The organism is Pontibacillus litoralis JSM 072002, from assembly GCF_000775615.1.
GTDB lineage: Bacteria > Bacillota > Bacilli > Bacillales > BH030062 > Pontibacillus > Pontibacillus litoralis.
Genome location: NZ_AVPG01000003.1, coordinates 12,865 through 27,053, shown reverse-complemented (window position 1 = coordinate 27,053; position 14,189 = coordinate 12,865). Strand labels below are relative to the sequence as shown.

Sequence of the window (14,189 nt, the reverse complement as noted above, 5' to 3'; positions counted from 1 at the left end):
GGAGGGTCATTGTTATGAAAAAGCGTACAGTTTCATCTGCTCTAACTCTTTCTTTAGTATTAGGAGGTTTTGGATTTGGGACAGTTCATGCTAATGAGAAAGCGGTGAAAATGAATGAGAAGTATCAAACTCCTTCTTATATTATAGAAGATTGGCAAATGCCCAAGACGAAATCTTTGACAAAACAAAAAGTATCAAAGGAAGATATCGCGTTTGCTTTTTTACAGCATAAACAACAGATGTTTAAGTTAAAAGGGGATATGAAGAATCATTTTAAAGTAGTCAATAAGGAAAAAGACGATAAAAATGGAACGCATCATATTCGTTTTATTGAGCAGTATGAAGGCATTCCTGTTTATGGATCAACGCAAACAATTGCTGTAACAGATGAAAATGAAGTGAAAGCATTTTTTGGACAGGTTATCCCTCACCTAGAAGATAAAAAAATACCGACAGAGCCGTTGGTTGATAAAAAACAAGCACTTCAAACAGCAACGGATTCTATTGAAAAGGAAATTGGGAAGGTAGAGAATTATGATGCACCGCCTTCTAGTAAATTATATATAAAAGAGCATGAAGGAAAGTTTTATTTAAGCTATTTAGTAAAAGCGTCTACTTCTAATCCAGCCCCAGGTTATTGGCACTATTTTGTAGATGCGACAAATGGAGAGATTATTCAGCGTTACAATGCCATTGATAAAGTGAACGGTTTTGGTAAAGGGGTGCTAGGGAACAAGGAAACATTTGAAATAGCATCGGAAGAAGGAGAATACTATTTATATGATGGCTCTCGTGGAGATGGGGTTCATACGTTTAATGCTCAACATATGGATCCGCTTATCTTCAATATCCTCTCTCAATTACTTGGTTATACAGGAGAAGAAGTGACGAGCGGAAATAAGTTCTTCGGTGATCCGGCTGCTGTAGATGCTCATGTCCATGCAGCAGAAGTATATGATTATTTTCAAGATACGTTCAATAGAGACTCGTTTGATGATGAAGGTGCTAAATTAATTTCATCTGTTCATGTAGGAGAGAATTGGAACAATGCCGCTTGGAACGGTGTTCAAATGATGTATGGGGATGGGGATGGCGATACATTCATACCATTATCTGGTGCATTAGATGTAATTGGTCATGAATTAACGCATGCTGTCACAGATAGAACGGCTGATTTGGTTTATGAAAATGAATCAGGTGCGTTAAATGAATCTTTATCTGATATTCTAGGTGCTATGGTAGATCGAGATGACTGGTTAATGGGGGAAGATGTATTTACGCCAGGTAAAGAAGGAGATGGCCTCCGTTCCTTAAGAGACCCTTCTTCTATTCCGCACCCATTTGAAGAAGGTAAAGGTTATCCAGATCATTATAGTGAGCTTTATACTGGAGAACTTGATAATGGGGGAGTTCACATCAACTCTAGCATTAATAACAAGGCAGCTTATCTTCTTTCTGAAGGTGGTACGCATTATGATGTTGTAGTAGAAGGAATGGGACGTGAAGCAACAGAGCAAATTTATTATCGTGCATTAACGAAGTATTTAACAGCAACATCAGATTTCAGTATGATGCGTCAAGCAGCAATAGAAGCAGCTTCAGATTTATATGGTGATTCTTCTAAAGAAGTGAATGCTGTTAAACAAGCTTATAATGCGGTTGGAGTAAAATAAAGAATATAGAGGTGTTCCTTAAATGGAGCATCTTTTTTTTCGGATAGGTATTTCATTACAAAAAAAAGAAAAGCGACTGCTTCAAACAGTCGCTTTTTGTGAAGCTTCCTATACTGCACTAAAAGGGGAGGAATCGGTGCACATCACAAGGATGATTATAAGAAGCAACCTCTTATTCACCATACTATCCACATTTATATTCGTTTATACATGCGCTTTCTTTTCCAACCTGCTTAGCTAGAATGGTTAAAGTCGCTTGTTACAATGAGTTTTTGGAAGAATGTTTAGCGATTTTATTGGCTCGCTTAAAATCTTGTAAGTATAACACCTCTTGTGCTTTAGAAAATGATTTCTTACTTTCTTTTGCCGCTCTCGCTTTCGATTTCATTTAATCGCTCCTTCGTTCAACCTGTTTGGCTATAGTATGACCAATCTCACGTCGCCTTATTCCCAAAAAAAAGCACTCCGAATCTTCACGGGAAGTTCGGAGTGCTATGAAATATTATTTAGTTGGGTAACCTTTGCTAGCCCAAGCGTCGTAGCCACCTTGAAGGTTGATTACGTTCTTCACACCTTTTGCTTGTAGAATGCTTGTTGCCATTGCAGAGCGGCCACCAGATTTACATTGTACAACTAGTGGTTTATCTGTTGGCACTTCCTCCACGCGTTCTTGAAGGTATCCTAGCATGATGTGCTGCGCTTGTGGAATGTGACCGTCATTCCATTCTCCTATGTTACGAACGTCTAATAAATTCACTTCTTCGTTTGCAATCTTATCTGCAATTTGTTCTGGAGTGGTTCCTTCATAGCTCTCCATCTCCATATCGTTTTGCAGTTGTTCGAAGTGTTCCATTGGCATATAGCCTGCAACATGGTCAGCACCAACAGAGCGTAAAGCTGTTGTTAGTTCTGTTATTTTAGCGTCTTGTGTAATTAAATACACAGGTTGAGTATAATCTACTAACCAACCAGCCCAATTAGCAAAGGATTTGTTCGCTGGAATATTAATTGTACCAGCAATGTGTGCTTGTGCGAATTCACCAGCTGGTCGGGTATCGACGATTTGTATTCCTTCTTTAATCTGTTCTTGTAATTGTGTTGCATTTGGTTTGATGATAGAAGGATCGTCAAGTTCACTTAATAATGCAGGACCTTCTTTATTCACTCGTTTCATGACAGCAAAATATTTTGGTGGTTCAGGTTGTTCAGCAATTAACGCATGTACGAACGTTTCTTCATCCTCATGTTGTAATGCCCAGTTTGCTGCTTTCTCATATCCGACTGTACTAGATGGAATTGCACCTAAAGCTTTACCGCATGCACTTCCAGCTCCATGTCCTGGCCATACTTGCATATGATCTGGTAATTGCTTGAAGCGTTCTAATGATGCAAACATTTGACGTGCGCCAATTTCAGATGTGTTTTCGATTCCTGCTGCTTTTTCTAATAAATCGGGACGACCAACATCACCAACAAACACGAAATCTCCCGTAAATATGCCCATAGGGGTGTTTTGGCCGCGGTCAAATAATTTAAATGAAATAGATTCTGGAGTATGCCCTGGTGTGTGCATGACTTCAATTGTGACGTTACCAACTTTGAATTGGTCTCCATCATGTACTACTTGGTGATGAATCGTATCTAGAAATTGATAGCTCCAGTCTTCGCCACCTTCACCAGATAAATAAGCAGTCGCTCCTGTAACCGTTGCTAGTTCTCTTGCTCCAGAAACGAAATCTGCATGTATATGAGTCTCTGCTACGTGTGTAATTGTTAAACCTTCTTTTTTTGCCGTGTCTACATAGCTTTGAATATTTCGAGAAGGGTCCATTACTAATGCTTCACCTGTTGCTTGACATCCAACCATGTAAGATGCTTGTGCTAATTTTTCATCATAAAAATATTTTAGTAACACTGTAAATCCCTCGCTTCATGAATTTTTATTTTCCCTCTTATGACAGGGGATATTTTCTATAGGTAATACTATAACAAAAATACCCCATAGGGTAAAGAGGTTTGCTTTATTCTTTTCTTGTAGTAAATTTTTACATAAAAGTATGTATATTTCTATAGATGTAATGTTACGATTTTATTAAAAATTCGTTTCCTAAAAAGGAGGATCATCCCCCTTTTTTAGAAAATATATTTTCAAGGGCTGGCTTTAGTTCAGGGTATTGGAACGTGTAGCCTAACTCTAGTGCTTTCTGAGGATAAACGTATTGTCCTTCTAAAACGAGAGTGCTCATTTCGCCTAATAGTAATTGTAGGGCAAAGGTAGGTGCGGGTATCCAGTGAGGTCGGTTCAATACCTTACCTATTAATTGACCAAACTCTTTATTTCGTTTCGGGTTTGGTGCCGTTGCATTGATTGCTCCTGAAGCGTTAGGCTCTCGAATGGAAAAATCGATTAAGCCGACAATGTCATCTATGTGAATCCAAGACATCCATTGTTCGCCATTCCCTAGTGTTCCACCCGCCATAAATTTATAAGGCATAGCCATTTTTTGTAGTGCTCCTTCTTCACCAAGGATAACACCAAAACGAAGCAAAGCAGTCCGAACACCTAATTCCTTAGCCTGAGTAGCTGTATTCTCCCATTTTTCCACAACGTGTGCAAGAAAATCATCACCGCTCGTCGTCGTATTTTCTGTGAACATTTTCGTTTCTGAAGTACCATAATAGCCAATCGCAGAAGCATTAATCAGTACATCAGGTTTATGCTCCATTTTCCGTATTAAGTCAATCACTGCTTCTGTTCCTTTCAATCTGCTTTGTAGAATCTTCTCTTTTCTTGACTCCGTCCAACGTCCACTATTTAAGTTCTCACCAGCCAAATGAACGATTGCGTTTAAAGTAGGTAGTTCCTCTTGTGGTTTATATTTATCTTGTAACCAACCTACATATGTGATTCGCTCTTTGTTCTCGTATTTGTCTGGGTTTCGCGTTAATATATATACGTCATGCCCTTTCGAAATAAGATACTTCGTTACATGTGTTCCAACAAACCCTGTTCCACCAGTAATGGCAATTTTCATTCATACCAGTCCTCCTGTCGTTTCTTATAATACGTAATCCCATATGCTACAATTGTATGAGATAGAGAGGTGAATAACTCGTGCCAAAGATTACCCGCATTACTACTCAAAAGCGACATCAAAATCGTTATAATATATTTTTAGATAAAGGCCAAGGAGAAGTATACGGGTTTAGTGTCGATGAAGAGATATTAATCCAACATGTGCTTCATAAAGGAATGGAACTTGATGATTCTTTTATTGAAACACTTACGAAAGAAGACTCTTTCCATAAATGTTATACCCTAGCTATTCACTATTTAAGCTATCGAATGCGATCGAAAAAAGAAATAGTGACTTATTTGGCAAAGAAAGATGTAGAAGAAGATAAAATTGACTATGTCATCCATCGTTTACAGAAAGAAGGGTATTTAGATGATCAAGCATTTGCCGATGCTCTTGTACGAACAAGAATTCAAACATCTAGTAAAGGTCCATTGCTCGTGAAAAAGGAATTAAAGGAAAAAGGCGTAGCGGATTGTATTGCACATCAAGCAATACAACAATATACTTTCGATGAGCAATTGCAGAAGGCAACCAAATGGATAGACAAGAAACTACGTCAAGATGGCAGAAAGTCATTTAAAGAACAACGGCAGAAGGTGCAGCACACTTTATTGCAAAAAGGATTTACGAATGATGTGATTCAAGAAGCTATGGCCAATTTATCCGAGGAGAAAGATGAAGAAGCGGAATGGAATGCGATAGTCATACAGGGCGAGAAGGCTTTGCGTAAGTATCGCGGAAAAGCTAGTGGTTATGAGTTAAAGTATAAAGTAAAAGGGGCTTTATACCGTAAGGGGTTTCCTTTTGAATTAATCGAACAGTTTATGGATGCGTTTTTACAAGAGGGAGAATAGTGTATGTCCAATGAATGGTTTGTTAACCTTTGTTAGAATATAGATAAAAGGGGTGTTTAGACAGTGGAGCAAAGATATAGTGATATGACTGTTGAGCAATTACGTGATGTAGTTTCAAAGTTAACAGAACAAGCGAGAAAAGCCGAACAGATGGGAATGGTGAACGAGTATGCGGTTTACCAACGTAAAATTCAAATGGCTAAATCATACATGGTCAATCCTGCTACGTTCTCTAAAGGAGATGTTTATGAAATAGAAGGAAGCCCCGCAGTGTATTTTGAAATCCAGTATATGAATGGTATTTTTGCGTGGGGAAGACGGAAGGATGAAAACGGGACATGGTTAGAAGTACAAGGTGCTGAAGAGTATGAAGCACTCCCCATATCTATGCTAGGAAATAAGATCAATCCATCATAAAGTAAGCAGCCCAATGAAAGGCTGCTTGCTTTAATCTTATTGTGGTTATTTTGATATCGGTTTTTTTAGTAAATAATGAATTGCATCAGCTACATCGGTAATGACGTGCGTAGCTTTTTCTTTTACCGCGTCTTCTGCCTGTGGCATAGCGAAACTGTTCGGAGTAAGTTCAAACATGGATAGGTCGTTATATGAATCACCAACACAAGCTATTTCTTCAGGGTTATAGCCATACATTTGCATCAACTTCTTCACAGCAGCCCCTTTGCTAATATGCTTAGGCATTAAATCTAAACACATAGGATCAGATATATAACTTTCTGTATAATGGTCATATGTCGCGTCAATTTCTTTTTGCAACGCCTTTAAACGATCGGTTTTACCAAAGACTGCTATTTTTGAAGGGTTAATCTCTGTTCCTAATTTCGTTAACATATCGGGTTCAATAATCAATTTATGAAATAATCGTTTTTGAACTTCCTGCGCAGCCAAATTATCCTCTAATACATACGTATCCGTTGCAGTAGATACAGTTGTCAATATATCTTCTCCTAGTGTAGAACGAAACAATTCCTGAATTTTTTCTGGCGGAAAAGTATTGGAGAGAATAGCTTGGCCTTCTTTATCATAAATAAAGGCACCATTTTGACTTACGCGGTGACCATTTTCTTTTTGTTCTAGTAATTCTAGTACGGCCTTTATTTCATGATCCATTCTACCAGATGCAATAGCTAACGTAATCCCATTATCTATGGCGTCCTGAATGGCTTGTACATCTTGCTGTTTTACTTTGTTTTCCCCGTCAATTAGTGTACCGTCTAAATCGCATACAAGTAATTTAATCATAAGTACCACCTTTATTAAAATTTATTTATAGTATTATACTAGAACATAATTCTATTTTATAACCTGTAAACGTTTTAGTACAATAAAGAAAAAAAGAGATGAAGAATTTATTAAAGAAAATTGGAGTGAGGAGATGACTAATCATACTACTGTTCAACGTGTACTGAATAATAATGTCGTAGTGGCTAATCAATTTAATGGGGAAGAAGTCATCTTAATTGGTAAAGGGATCGGGTTTGGAAAAAAGAAGGGGGAGCAAATTGCTGAAGGGACAGTGGAGAAAGTGTATCGCTTGGAAGACGCTTCTACTCAAGAGCAGTATAAGCAATTGTTGCCACAACTAAATGAAGAATTTATCGTATTTATGAATCATATTATGCATCATATTGAAACGAGAATGGAGAGTAAACTTAACGAGCATGTTCACATTGCTTTAACAGACCATATTGCTTTTGCTGTTAAGCGTTTAGGAGAAGGTTTAGATTTTAAGAATCCGTTTTTATTAGAGATTCAATCGTTATACCCGAAAGAATATGAAGTTGCCGAAGAAGTTGTTCGAATGATAGATGATTGGCTTGGATACCAATTGCCAGATGGTGAAATAGGGTTTATTGCAATTCATATTCATAGTGCTATTACCGACAAGAAAGTGGCGGAAATTAATCAAAATTCCGAACTGATTCAACAATTAACAACGGTTATCGAAGGCCAGTTGTTCATTCAAATTGACAGACAAAGTGTGGATTATCATCGATTAGTACAACACTTACGACGAGCTATTGAACGAGCGCATAAACAAGAGGGTTTGGGAGGTCGAAATAAATTAGATGAAGTATTGAAAGAAGAGTATCCATTGTGTTATAATTTGTCATGGAAGTTAATTAAAATTATGCAACAAAAACTTCAAAAACCGGTAGATGAAGCAGAAGCTATCTACTTAACAATTCATTTACAACGATTAATTTCATAATACTATTGCAATAATTTCTTTGCGTGTTACTGATTAGATCAGGCATGAGTGAGGAAAGATAAGCAGGTCAACGACGTTAGTATATCTAATTGTCGCCAGTCTGTATATCTTTTTACACTCATGCTTTTTTGTTTTTTAAAGAAATGGTTTATAGAAGTTTGTTGCATAAAAAAGGAGGAAATAGACATGTTTAAACAAGTATTTGGTATCTTACAAAAAGTCGGTAAGGCGTTAATGCTTCCAGTAGCATTGCTACCAGCAGCTGGTATTCTACTTGCTTTAGGTACGACGTTTCAAGAAGAAACTTTCTTAAATCGCGTGCCAGCATTTCAAGCGGATTGGATACAATTAATTGCTCAAGTGATGGCAGAGTCTGGTGACATCGTGTTTGCGAACCTAGCACTATTATTTGCTGTTGGAGTCGCCATCGGATTATCAAAAGGTGATGGTGTAGCTGGTTTAGCGGCTATCATTGGTTACTTAATTATGAACGTTACGATGGGGGTACTTGCTAACGTAACACCAGAAATGGCAGCAGAAAGCCCTGCCTATGCTGAAGTGTTAGGAATCCCAACCTTACAAACAGGAGTATTCGGAGGTATTATTGTCGGTATACTCGCCTCTGTACTTTATAATAAATTCTTCAACATAGAGCTGCCGCAATACTTAGGATTCTTTGCAGGAAAACGTTTTGTTCCAATTATTACAGCTTTCTCAGCTTTATTTTTAGGTATTGCAATGATTTGGGTATGGCCACCAGTGCAATATGCATTAAATGAGTTTTCCCATTTCATGCTTGACCGTAACTTAGCTTTAGCGGCTTTTATCTTTGGTGTCATTGAGCGTGCGCTTATTCCATTTGGTCTTCATCACATATTTTATTCCCCGTTTTGGTTTGAATTCGGTTCTTACACAAACGCAGCAGGAGAAATTATTCGAGGAGACCAACAAATCTTCTTTGCTCAACTTAAAGATGGTGTGGAATTAACTGCTGGTACGTTTATGACTGGTAAATATCCATTTATGATGTTCGGGCTTCCGGCAGCGGCGTTAGCTATTTATCATACTGCTAGCCCTGAACGTAAAAAAGTTGTCGCTGGTATTATGGGTTCTGCAGCGTTAACATCTTTCTTAACAGGTATTACAGAACCGATTGAATTCTCATTTTTATTTGTTGCACCACTTCTATTTGCGATTCACACAGTTTTTGCTGGACTTTCATTTATGGTCATGCACATTCTAAATGTTAAAATCGGAATGACATTTTCTGGTGGATTGATTGACTTTCTCCTATTTGGAGTATTACAAAACCGCACAGCTTGGTGGTTAGTCATTTTAGTCGGTATCGGTTTTGCATTCCTATACTACTTCGGATTCCGCTGGGCGATTTTGAAATTCGATTTAGCAACGCCAGGACGTGAAAAAGATGCTGTCGACGATAGTGAAACGACAGATGCAGGCGACCGTCCATATGAAATTTTAGAAGCATTAGGTGGAGAAAAGAACATCACGTACCTTGACGCTTGTATTACCCGTTTAAGAGTTTCTGTTGAAGATAAAGAGAAAGTAGATAAAGAACGCTTGAAAAAACAAGGAGCATCAGGTGTAATGGAAGTAGGGAATAATATTCAAGCGATTTATGGTCCTTCTTCTGATGCAATCAGAGGTCAAATCCAAGACATTATCGATGGAAAATCACCGCGCCGTATAGAGAAGGAAAAAGAAACAACAGAAACAACAGAACCAACTACAGATAAAGAATGTAATGCATTTAGCTTCGTAAGCCCATTAGAAGGACAAATGATGGCGATTACAGAAGTGCCAGATCAAGTGTTTTCTGGTAAGATGATGGGGGACGGCTTTGCAATTAATCCGAGTGACGGTGAAGTTGTTTCACCTGTAAACGGCAAAGTGTTAAATGTATTTCCTACAAAGCACGCGCTCGGTCTTGAAGCAGAAGACGGTACAGAAGTATTAATTCACTTCGGTATTGATACAGTAAATTTGAAGGGAGAAGGTTTTGAAGCGTTTGTACAAGAAGGCGATGAAGTGAAGCAAGGTCAACCATTGCTGAAAGTTGATATTGACGCTGTTAAACCGAAAGTACCTTCTATTGTAACTCCGATTATTTTCACAAACCTGAAAGAAGGACAAGAAGTGAAAGTGAATATAGAAGGATCTGTAACAAAGCAACAAGCCGACGTAATTGAAATTAAATAAAGGAACAGGAGAGATTATGATGGTACAACAAACAATGAAAATTACTGCTAGTGAAGGTGTACATGCTCGCCCAGCAACAGTATTAGTTCAAGAAGCAGGTAAATTTACTGCAGATGTCAACTTAGAATATAACGGAAAAACCGTTAACCTTAAGTCTATTATGGGAATCATGTCTTTAGGTATTCCTGCGGGTGCAGAGGTTACATTTACTGCAGAAGGTAGCGATGGAGAGGAAGCACTTCAAGCAATTGTAGAATTAGTGAAAAACCAAGGATTAGGTGAATAATCAATAAAGAAAACAGCATCCCATAGTGGGTGCTGTTTTCATTTTATAGGATGTGCGCGGTATTGCTGGTTTTGTGCTGGGAATGCACTAATTTGTGCGCGGGAATCCCGGAAATGTGCGCGAAACCTTACGCTCGGCTTTTTACTTGATTTTGCAATTTAATATTCGTTTGTGATTGCTGCGTTTCACCGTTTACTTGATGTGCTGAGTGTTTAGGATTTGCTCGTGGGGATTGAAATGGGTCATTGTAGCTGTTATTAAATAATTGTTTATGCTCTCGTTGATCCATGTCACATTCCTCCTATTTGTGCTTAGCAGATTGGCGCATTCTTTGTTGGGGATGGGTGTTTATCGATCCGTCTGCCCGTTTTGAACTGTAAATAGCTCGCGCTCGCGCAGGTCCATTCGGCTTCTCTTCCGGAAAGTTTTTTGCTTTGTTTCGTACCATCATACGCCTCCTAAGTTCGACAATTACCACCATTTCTTCGGTGGTATACCTTTAGTATGTGCACGAAAATTGTCTGTATGTGATACAATATAGTACGAATTGTTGGAAGTTTAGAGGTGATGAACATGGAAGACATTTTTAATCGATTAGCCCATCAATTGTGTGATAACAATGAACAGCTTACGATGAGAGAAGCGCGTATTTGGGTTGAACATTTGTGGGAGGATTTTGAAGCCACTAGAGCGAAGGCAGGCCGACAATATCAAGGGCAAGATGTTACGGAACAAGTCGTTCGCCAATGGATTCAAAGCTATGGACCTAAGTTACACGAGTTTATGTCCAATAATCCTCGCTACAAGCACTTAATGAATAATCCGGATCATTTACACTAATGCTATTGCGGCATTCACCAGATGTTGGTGGATGTCGATTATTTTACTCAGGTAAAAGATAAAAAACCTAGCCCATGATTGAGCTAGGTTTATGTTGGCAATGCTTCTAATTTCTTTTGGAGCTTTTCTTCAGAGAAGACCCATCCTGTATAAGAGGATATTATCGTTAAATCGTTGTCTAATGTTACGACAGCGACGAATGGATAGCGTCCTTTAGAACGATAGCGTAAATCAATGAGGCGAACTTCTGTATAATGATCATATTCATCGATTTCCCAGCGATAAATAGGGGAAAACGATAGAAAGGCACTCATATTATCGTCTTGAATAGCTTTATTCATAACTGGTAAATCAGGTAATGGTTTTCGCTTAAATTCGTCGATGATGACGATGTTACCATTTACGGCGCGCCCGACATAGAAGGAGTCTTTCGTCGTGATGGCAATGCGCCATATGTTATGTCGAATCGTTGGTGATGTCACAACATTTTCAACATCTTTGTAATAATCTTGTATTTTATGAACCATTTCTCGCTTTTCTAAATAACGCTTTACATAGTATAGTGCAATAACAAAGTAAATAATGAGAAACGTATATCCAGGATGCAAACCGATGCTCCAAGCGATGATACCTATAATATGGAGCAGGAAAATGTACGGATCGAACGTATTAATGAATCCGTAGGCAACCCATCTTTTTGAAAATGGACGATACGCTTGTGTTCCGTATGCGTTAAATATATCGACAAACACGTGTAAAATGACGGCTAGAAAGGACCAAAGCCATAAATGGAAAAAGTTAACTTCGGGAGCGAATGCATAAATAAGGCTTGGTATTGCGATTCCCCAAAGTATGACAGCTGGGATGGAATGTGTAATACCGCGATGGTTTCGAATGTACACAGCGTTGTTTCTTAATTTTAAAACGGTATCGATATCTGGTGCTTGTGAGCCTAGTATTGTACCGGTCAAAACAGCATGAAATAACGTTGGGTCTTGTTGAATGACTGGATCGAGTGTTGCTAATCCGCCTAATGCAATTCCCATAGCAAAATGGGTGCCAGTATCCATCTTTTTCGAGTTCCTCCTTTGAAGAGTGTTTGTCATTTGTTGAATACTTTAATTGTAACATGAAGGGAGAATCATTGTGAAAAACAATCGTTCTGAACGTATATTAGAAGCGTTTGATTCGTTAACATTTTGTGAAAATTTAATCCAATGGTTTCAAACGGAACAAAGAGTATTACCATGGAGAGAAAATCAAGACCCATATCGAGTATGGGTATCGGAAATTATGCTTCAGCAAACGAAAGTAGATACGGTGATTCCATATTTCAATCGTTTTATCGATCAATTCCCAACGCTTCAAGCCCTTGCAGGTGCAGAAGAGCAGCAAGTGTTGAAGGCGTGGGAAGGACTTGGATATTATTCTCGTGCGCGTAATTTACATAGTGCCGTGCAGGAGGTAGTCTCTACGTATAATGGGCAAGTTCCTAACAACGAGAAAGAGCTTAGTTCTTTAAAAGGAATTGGCCCTTATACGAAAGGAGCGATATTAAGTATTGCTTATGATACCCCTGCTCCTGCTGTTGATGGCAACGTCATGCGTGTGCTGTCTCGCATCTTAATGATAGAAGATGATATTGCGAAACCAGCAACAAGGAAAGTGTTTGAGGAAGTGGTAAGAGAATTAATTTCAAAAGAAGACCCTTCCTCATTTAATCAAGGGCTAATGGAATTAGGAGCGCTTATATGTACACCGAAGAAACCATCCTGCATGTTATGCCCTGTACAGAATCATTGTCGAGCCTTTGCAGAAGGGAAGGAATTACAGTTGCCAATCAAATCTTCTAAAAAGAAACAAAAGAAGCTTCCATACTTAGCGTTAATTTTGAAAGATGAACGGGGCAAAGTTGTCATTCAACAACGTCCTGAACAAGGATTGTTGGCGAATTTATGGGAATTTCCAATGATTCCATTACAAGAAGTGAACAAGGAACATGTAGCTAGCTGGTTTAAAGAAAATTATGGCGTGGAAATTGTCTTACACGACACAGTGGATCATATTAAACATACGTTTTCCCATATTATTTGGGAATTAGAAGTCATCGAAGCAACATATACTCATGGGCAATTTTTCGAACATTTAACGACTACATTTGTTACAAAGCACGAATTAGAGCAATACCCCCTACCTGTTTCCCATCAGAAAATTGTAAAGCATGTGTAAGAAGACTGGCTACCTAGTTAAGGGAAGCCAGTTTTTTTCATTAATCATAAGTTGGTTTTGTTCCAGAGCTCCACGTTGCCTCTTTGTGATAGAGGCCGCCCCGTTGATCCATTTCTTCTATAATTTCATGTAGTGTCGCCACGCCTTCCTTGTTTAAATAAGGAAGTATTTGGCTAAGGGCATGTTGAAAATAAGCTAATTCATCCTCGTTCCAATCGCACTTGGCAATCATGGACAGTTCTGTCATGTCGCGTCCTACATACAAAGTCAATCACCTCTTTTATTTAGAATTTGTACGATCCACAGCTTCTATGCACGCAAAAAAAATAAATACGTGTGGATAAGCTTAAGGAAATTACATATTCTAATGGTTGCGGAGGTGATAAAGGTGGCTAAAAAACAAAAAATGAACCAGCAAGCAAATCAAACGGCTTCTGGAACAAACATTAACCATGTGAAACAACAGAACCAACAGTCTGCACAAGGCCAAGGTCAGTATGGCACTGAATTTGGGCAGCAACAAACAGATGCTCAACACGTAAAGCAGCAAAACCAAAAATCTGCCCAAAAGAAAAATCAACAGCAAAATCAACAACAACAATAGAAGTGTCGTAAACCCCCGAAAATCGACCTTCAAAAAGAGCGCTCTTATGACAAGAGTGCTCTTTTTACGCTTCTCATTTAAATTATTTCCATTCAGAGTGTGAAATCGGTATAATAATATAAGAGAAATAAAGTAATAGGTAAATGTGTTACAGGAAAAAAGGAGCATTT

17 protein-coding genes are annotated in these 14,189 nt (G+C 38.4%); 9 read left to right on the top strand and 8 right to left on the bottom strand.

Features of this window, described 5'->3' with window-relative positions:
* Positions 1-14 precede the first annotated feature (14 nt).
* A complete protein-coding gene (locus N784_RS03595) occupies positions 15-1,673 on the top strand; it encodes a M4 family metallopeptidase (RefSeq protein ID WP_036832414.1) in 1,659 nt (552 codons plus the stop codon).
* A 259-nt stretch (positions 1,674-1,932) separates the two neighbouring features.
* On the opposite strand, the gene N784_RS16530 is transcribed toward N784_RS03595, so the two are convergent.
* From N784_RS16530 to N784_RS03585, 3 genes are all read right to left on the bottom strand, one after another.
* The gene (locus N784_RS16530; RefSeq protein ID WP_156965159.1) at positions 1,933-2,061 is read right to left on the bottom strand and encodes a YfhE family protein; all 129 of its coding nucleotides are present in this window, start codon (positions 2,059-2,061) and stop codon (positions 1,933-1,935) included.
* 114 nt (positions 2,062-2,175) lie between these two features.
* Positions 2,176-3,588: an MBL fold metallo-hydrolase gene (locus N784_RS03590; RefSeq protein WP_036832411.1), complete on the bottom strand. Its 1,413-nt coding sequence runs from the start codon at positions 3,586-3,588 to the stop codon at positions 2,176-2,178.
* A 205-nt stretch (positions 3,589-3,793) separates the two neighbouring features.
* Positions 3,794-4,708: a TIGR01777 family oxidoreductase gene (locus N784_RS03585; RefSeq protein WP_036832409.1), complete on the bottom strand. Its 915-nt coding sequence runs from the start codon at positions 4,706-4,708 to the stop codon at positions 3,794-3,796.
* Positions 4,709-4,788: 80 nt separating this feature from the next.
* On the opposite strand from N784_RS03585, the gene recX reads away from it, so the two are divergent.
* Complete coding sequence (recX, locus tag N784_RS03580; RefSeq protein ID WP_036832407.1) at positions 4,789-5,607, top strand: recombination regulator RecX; 819 nt, start codon at positions 4,789-4,791, stop codon at positions 5,605-5,607.
* A gap of 63 nt (positions 5,608-5,670) precedes the next feature.
* The gene (locus tag N784_RS03575; RefSeq protein ID WP_232305967.1) at positions 5,671-6,024 is read left to right on the top strand and encodes a YfhH family protein; all 354 of its coding nucleotides are present in this window, start codon (positions 5,671-5,673) and stop codon (positions 6,022-6,024) included.
* 45 nt (positions 6,025-6,069) lie between these two features.
* On the opposite strand, the gene N784_RS03570 is transcribed toward N784_RS03575, so the two are convergent.
* Positions 6,070-6,870, bottom strand: a complete 801-nt coding sequence (locus N784_RS03570) for a Cof-type HAD-IIB family hydrolase (RefSeq protein ID WP_036832406.1) — start codon at positions 6,868-6,870, stop codon at positions 6,070-6,072.
* 133 nt (positions 6,871-7,003) lie between these two features.
* On the opposite strand from N784_RS03570, the gene glcT reads away from it, so the two are divergent.
* The 3 genes from glcT to N784_RS03555 all read left to right on the top strand — a co-directional run bounded on the left by glcT (position 7,004) and on the right by N784_RS03555 (position 10,346).
* On the top strand, positions 7,004-7,840 hold the full coding sequence (gene glcT / locus N784_RS03565) for a glucose PTS transporter transcription antiterminator GlcT (protein WP_036832405.1): 837 nt from the start codon (positions 7,004-7,006) through the stop codon (positions 7,838-7,840).
* 186 nt (positions 7,841-8,026) lie between these two features.
* Positions 8,027-10,060 (top strand): glucose-specific PTS transporter subunit IIBC, encoded by a 2,034-nt coding sequence (gene ptsG, locus N784_RS03560; protein ID WP_036832402.1) that lies wholly within the window; start codon positions 8,027-8,029, stop codon positions 10,058-10,060.
* A 19-nt stretch (positions 10,061-10,079) separates the two neighbouring features.
* Positions 10,080-10,346 carry a phosphocarrier protein HPr gene (locus N784_RS03555; RefSeq protein WP_036832400.1) on the top strand — a complete coding sequence of 89 codons (267 nt, stop codon included), beginning with the start codon at positions 10,080-10,082 and terminating at the stop codon, positions 10,344-10,346.
* A gap of 127 nt (positions 10,347-10,473) precedes the next feature.
* Here the strand turns inward: N784_RS03555 and N784_RS16175 are convergent, their stop codons facing one another.
* Both N784_RS16175 and sspK read right to left on the bottom strand, forming a co-directional pair.
* Positions 10,474-10,635 (bottom strand): YpzG family protein, encoded by a 162-nt coding sequence (locus tag N784_RS16175; protein WP_084600115.1) that lies wholly within the window; start codon positions 10,633-10,635, stop codon positions 10,474-10,476.
* Positions 10,636-10,647: 12 nt separating this feature from the next.
* Positions 10,648-10,794 (bottom strand): small acid-soluble spore protein K, encoded by a 147-nt coding sequence (gene sspK, locus N784_RS16170; protein ID WP_084600114.1) that lies wholly within the window; start codon positions 10,792-10,794, stop codon positions 10,648-10,650.
* 125 nt (positions 10,795-10,919) lie between these two features.
* Here sspK and N784_RS03550 point away from each other — a divergent pair, with 125 nt between their 5' ends.
* Positions 10,920-11,186 carry a YfhJ family protein gene (locus tag N784_RS03550; RefSeq protein ID WP_036832398.1) on the top strand — a complete coding sequence of 89 codons (267 nt, stop codon included), beginning with the start codon at positions 10,920-10,922 and terminating at the stop codon, positions 11,184-11,186.
* A gap of 89 nt (positions 11,187-11,275) precedes the next feature.
* Here N784_RS03550 and N784_RS03545 read toward each other — a convergent pair whose 3' ends face one another.
* Positions 11,276-12,256 carry a metal-dependent hydrolase gene (locus N784_RS03545; RefSeq protein ID WP_036832395.1) on the bottom strand — a complete coding sequence of 327 codons (981 nt, stop codon included), beginning with the start codon at positions 12,254-12,256 and terminating at the stop codon, positions 11,276-11,278.
* A gap of 73 nt (positions 12,257-12,329) precedes the next feature.
* Here N784_RS03545 and mutY point away from each other — a divergent pair, with 73 nt between their 5' ends.
* Positions 12,330-13,415, top strand: coding sequence for an A/G-specific adenine glycosylase (mutY, locus tag N784_RS03540; protein WP_036832393.1), 1,086 nt, complete (start codon positions 12,330-12,332; stop codon positions 13,413-13,415).
* Positions 13,416-13,455: 40 nt separating this feature from the next.
* Here mutY and N784_RS03535 read toward each other — a convergent pair whose 3' ends face one another.
* Entirely contained in the window at positions 13,456-13,680 is a 225-nt protein-coding gene (locus tag N784_RS03535; protein ID WP_036832391.1) for a hypothetical protein, read from the bottom strand.
* 123 nt (positions 13,681-13,803) lie between these two features.
* On the opposite strand from N784_RS03535, the gene N784_RS03530 reads away from it, so the two are divergent.
* A complete protein-coding gene (locus N784_RS03530; protein WP_036832387.1) occupies positions 13,804-14,019 on the top strand; it encodes a gamma-type small acid-soluble spore protein in 216 nt (71 codons plus the stop codon).
* Positions 14,020-14,189: the final 170 nt, after the last annotated feature.

Bases quoted from the DNA above. Each gene is read 5' to 3' on its own strand.
- N784_RS03595 (WP_036832414.1), top strand. From the start codon at position 15: ATGAAAAAGCGTACAGTTTCATCTGCTCTAACTCTTTCTTTAGTATTA.
- N784_RS16530 (WP_156965159.1), bottom strand. From the start codon at position 2,061: ATGAAATCGAAAGCGAGAGCGGCAAAAGAAAGTAAGAAATCATTTTCT.
- N784_RS03585 (WP_036832409.1), bottom strand. From the start codon at position 4,708: ATGAAAATTGCCATTACTGGTGGAACAGGGTTTGTTGGAACACATGTA.
- N784_RS03570 (WP_036832406.1), bottom strand. From the start codon at position 6,870: ATGATTAAATTACTTGTATGCGATTTAGACGGTACACTAATTGACGGG.
- glcT (WP_036832405.1), top strand. From the start codon at position 7,004: ATGACTAATCATACTACTGTTCAACGTGTACTGAATAATAATGTCGTA.
- ptsG (WP_036832402.1), top strand. From the start codon at position 8,027: ATGTTTAAACAAGTATTTGGTATCTTACAAAAAGTCGGTAAGGCGTTA.
- N784_RS03555 (WP_036832400.1), top strand. From the start codon at position 10,080: ATGGTACAACAAACAATGAAAATTACTGCTAGTGAAGGTGTACATGCT.
- N784_RS16175 (WP_084600115.1), bottom strand. From the start codon at position 10,635: ATGGATCAACGAGAGCATAAACAATTATTTAATAACAGCTACAATGAC.
- sspK (WP_084600114.1), bottom strand. From the start codon at position 10,794: ATGGTACGAAACAAAGCAAAAAACTTTCCGGAAGAGAAGCCGAATGGA.
- N784_RS03550 (WP_036832398.1), top strand. From the start codon at position 10,920: ATGGAAGACATTTTTAATCGATTAGCCCATCAATTGTGTGATAACAAT.
- N784_RS03545 (WP_036832395.1), bottom strand. From the start codon at position 12,256: ATGGATACTGGCACCCATTTTGCTATGGGAATTGCATTAGGCGGATTA.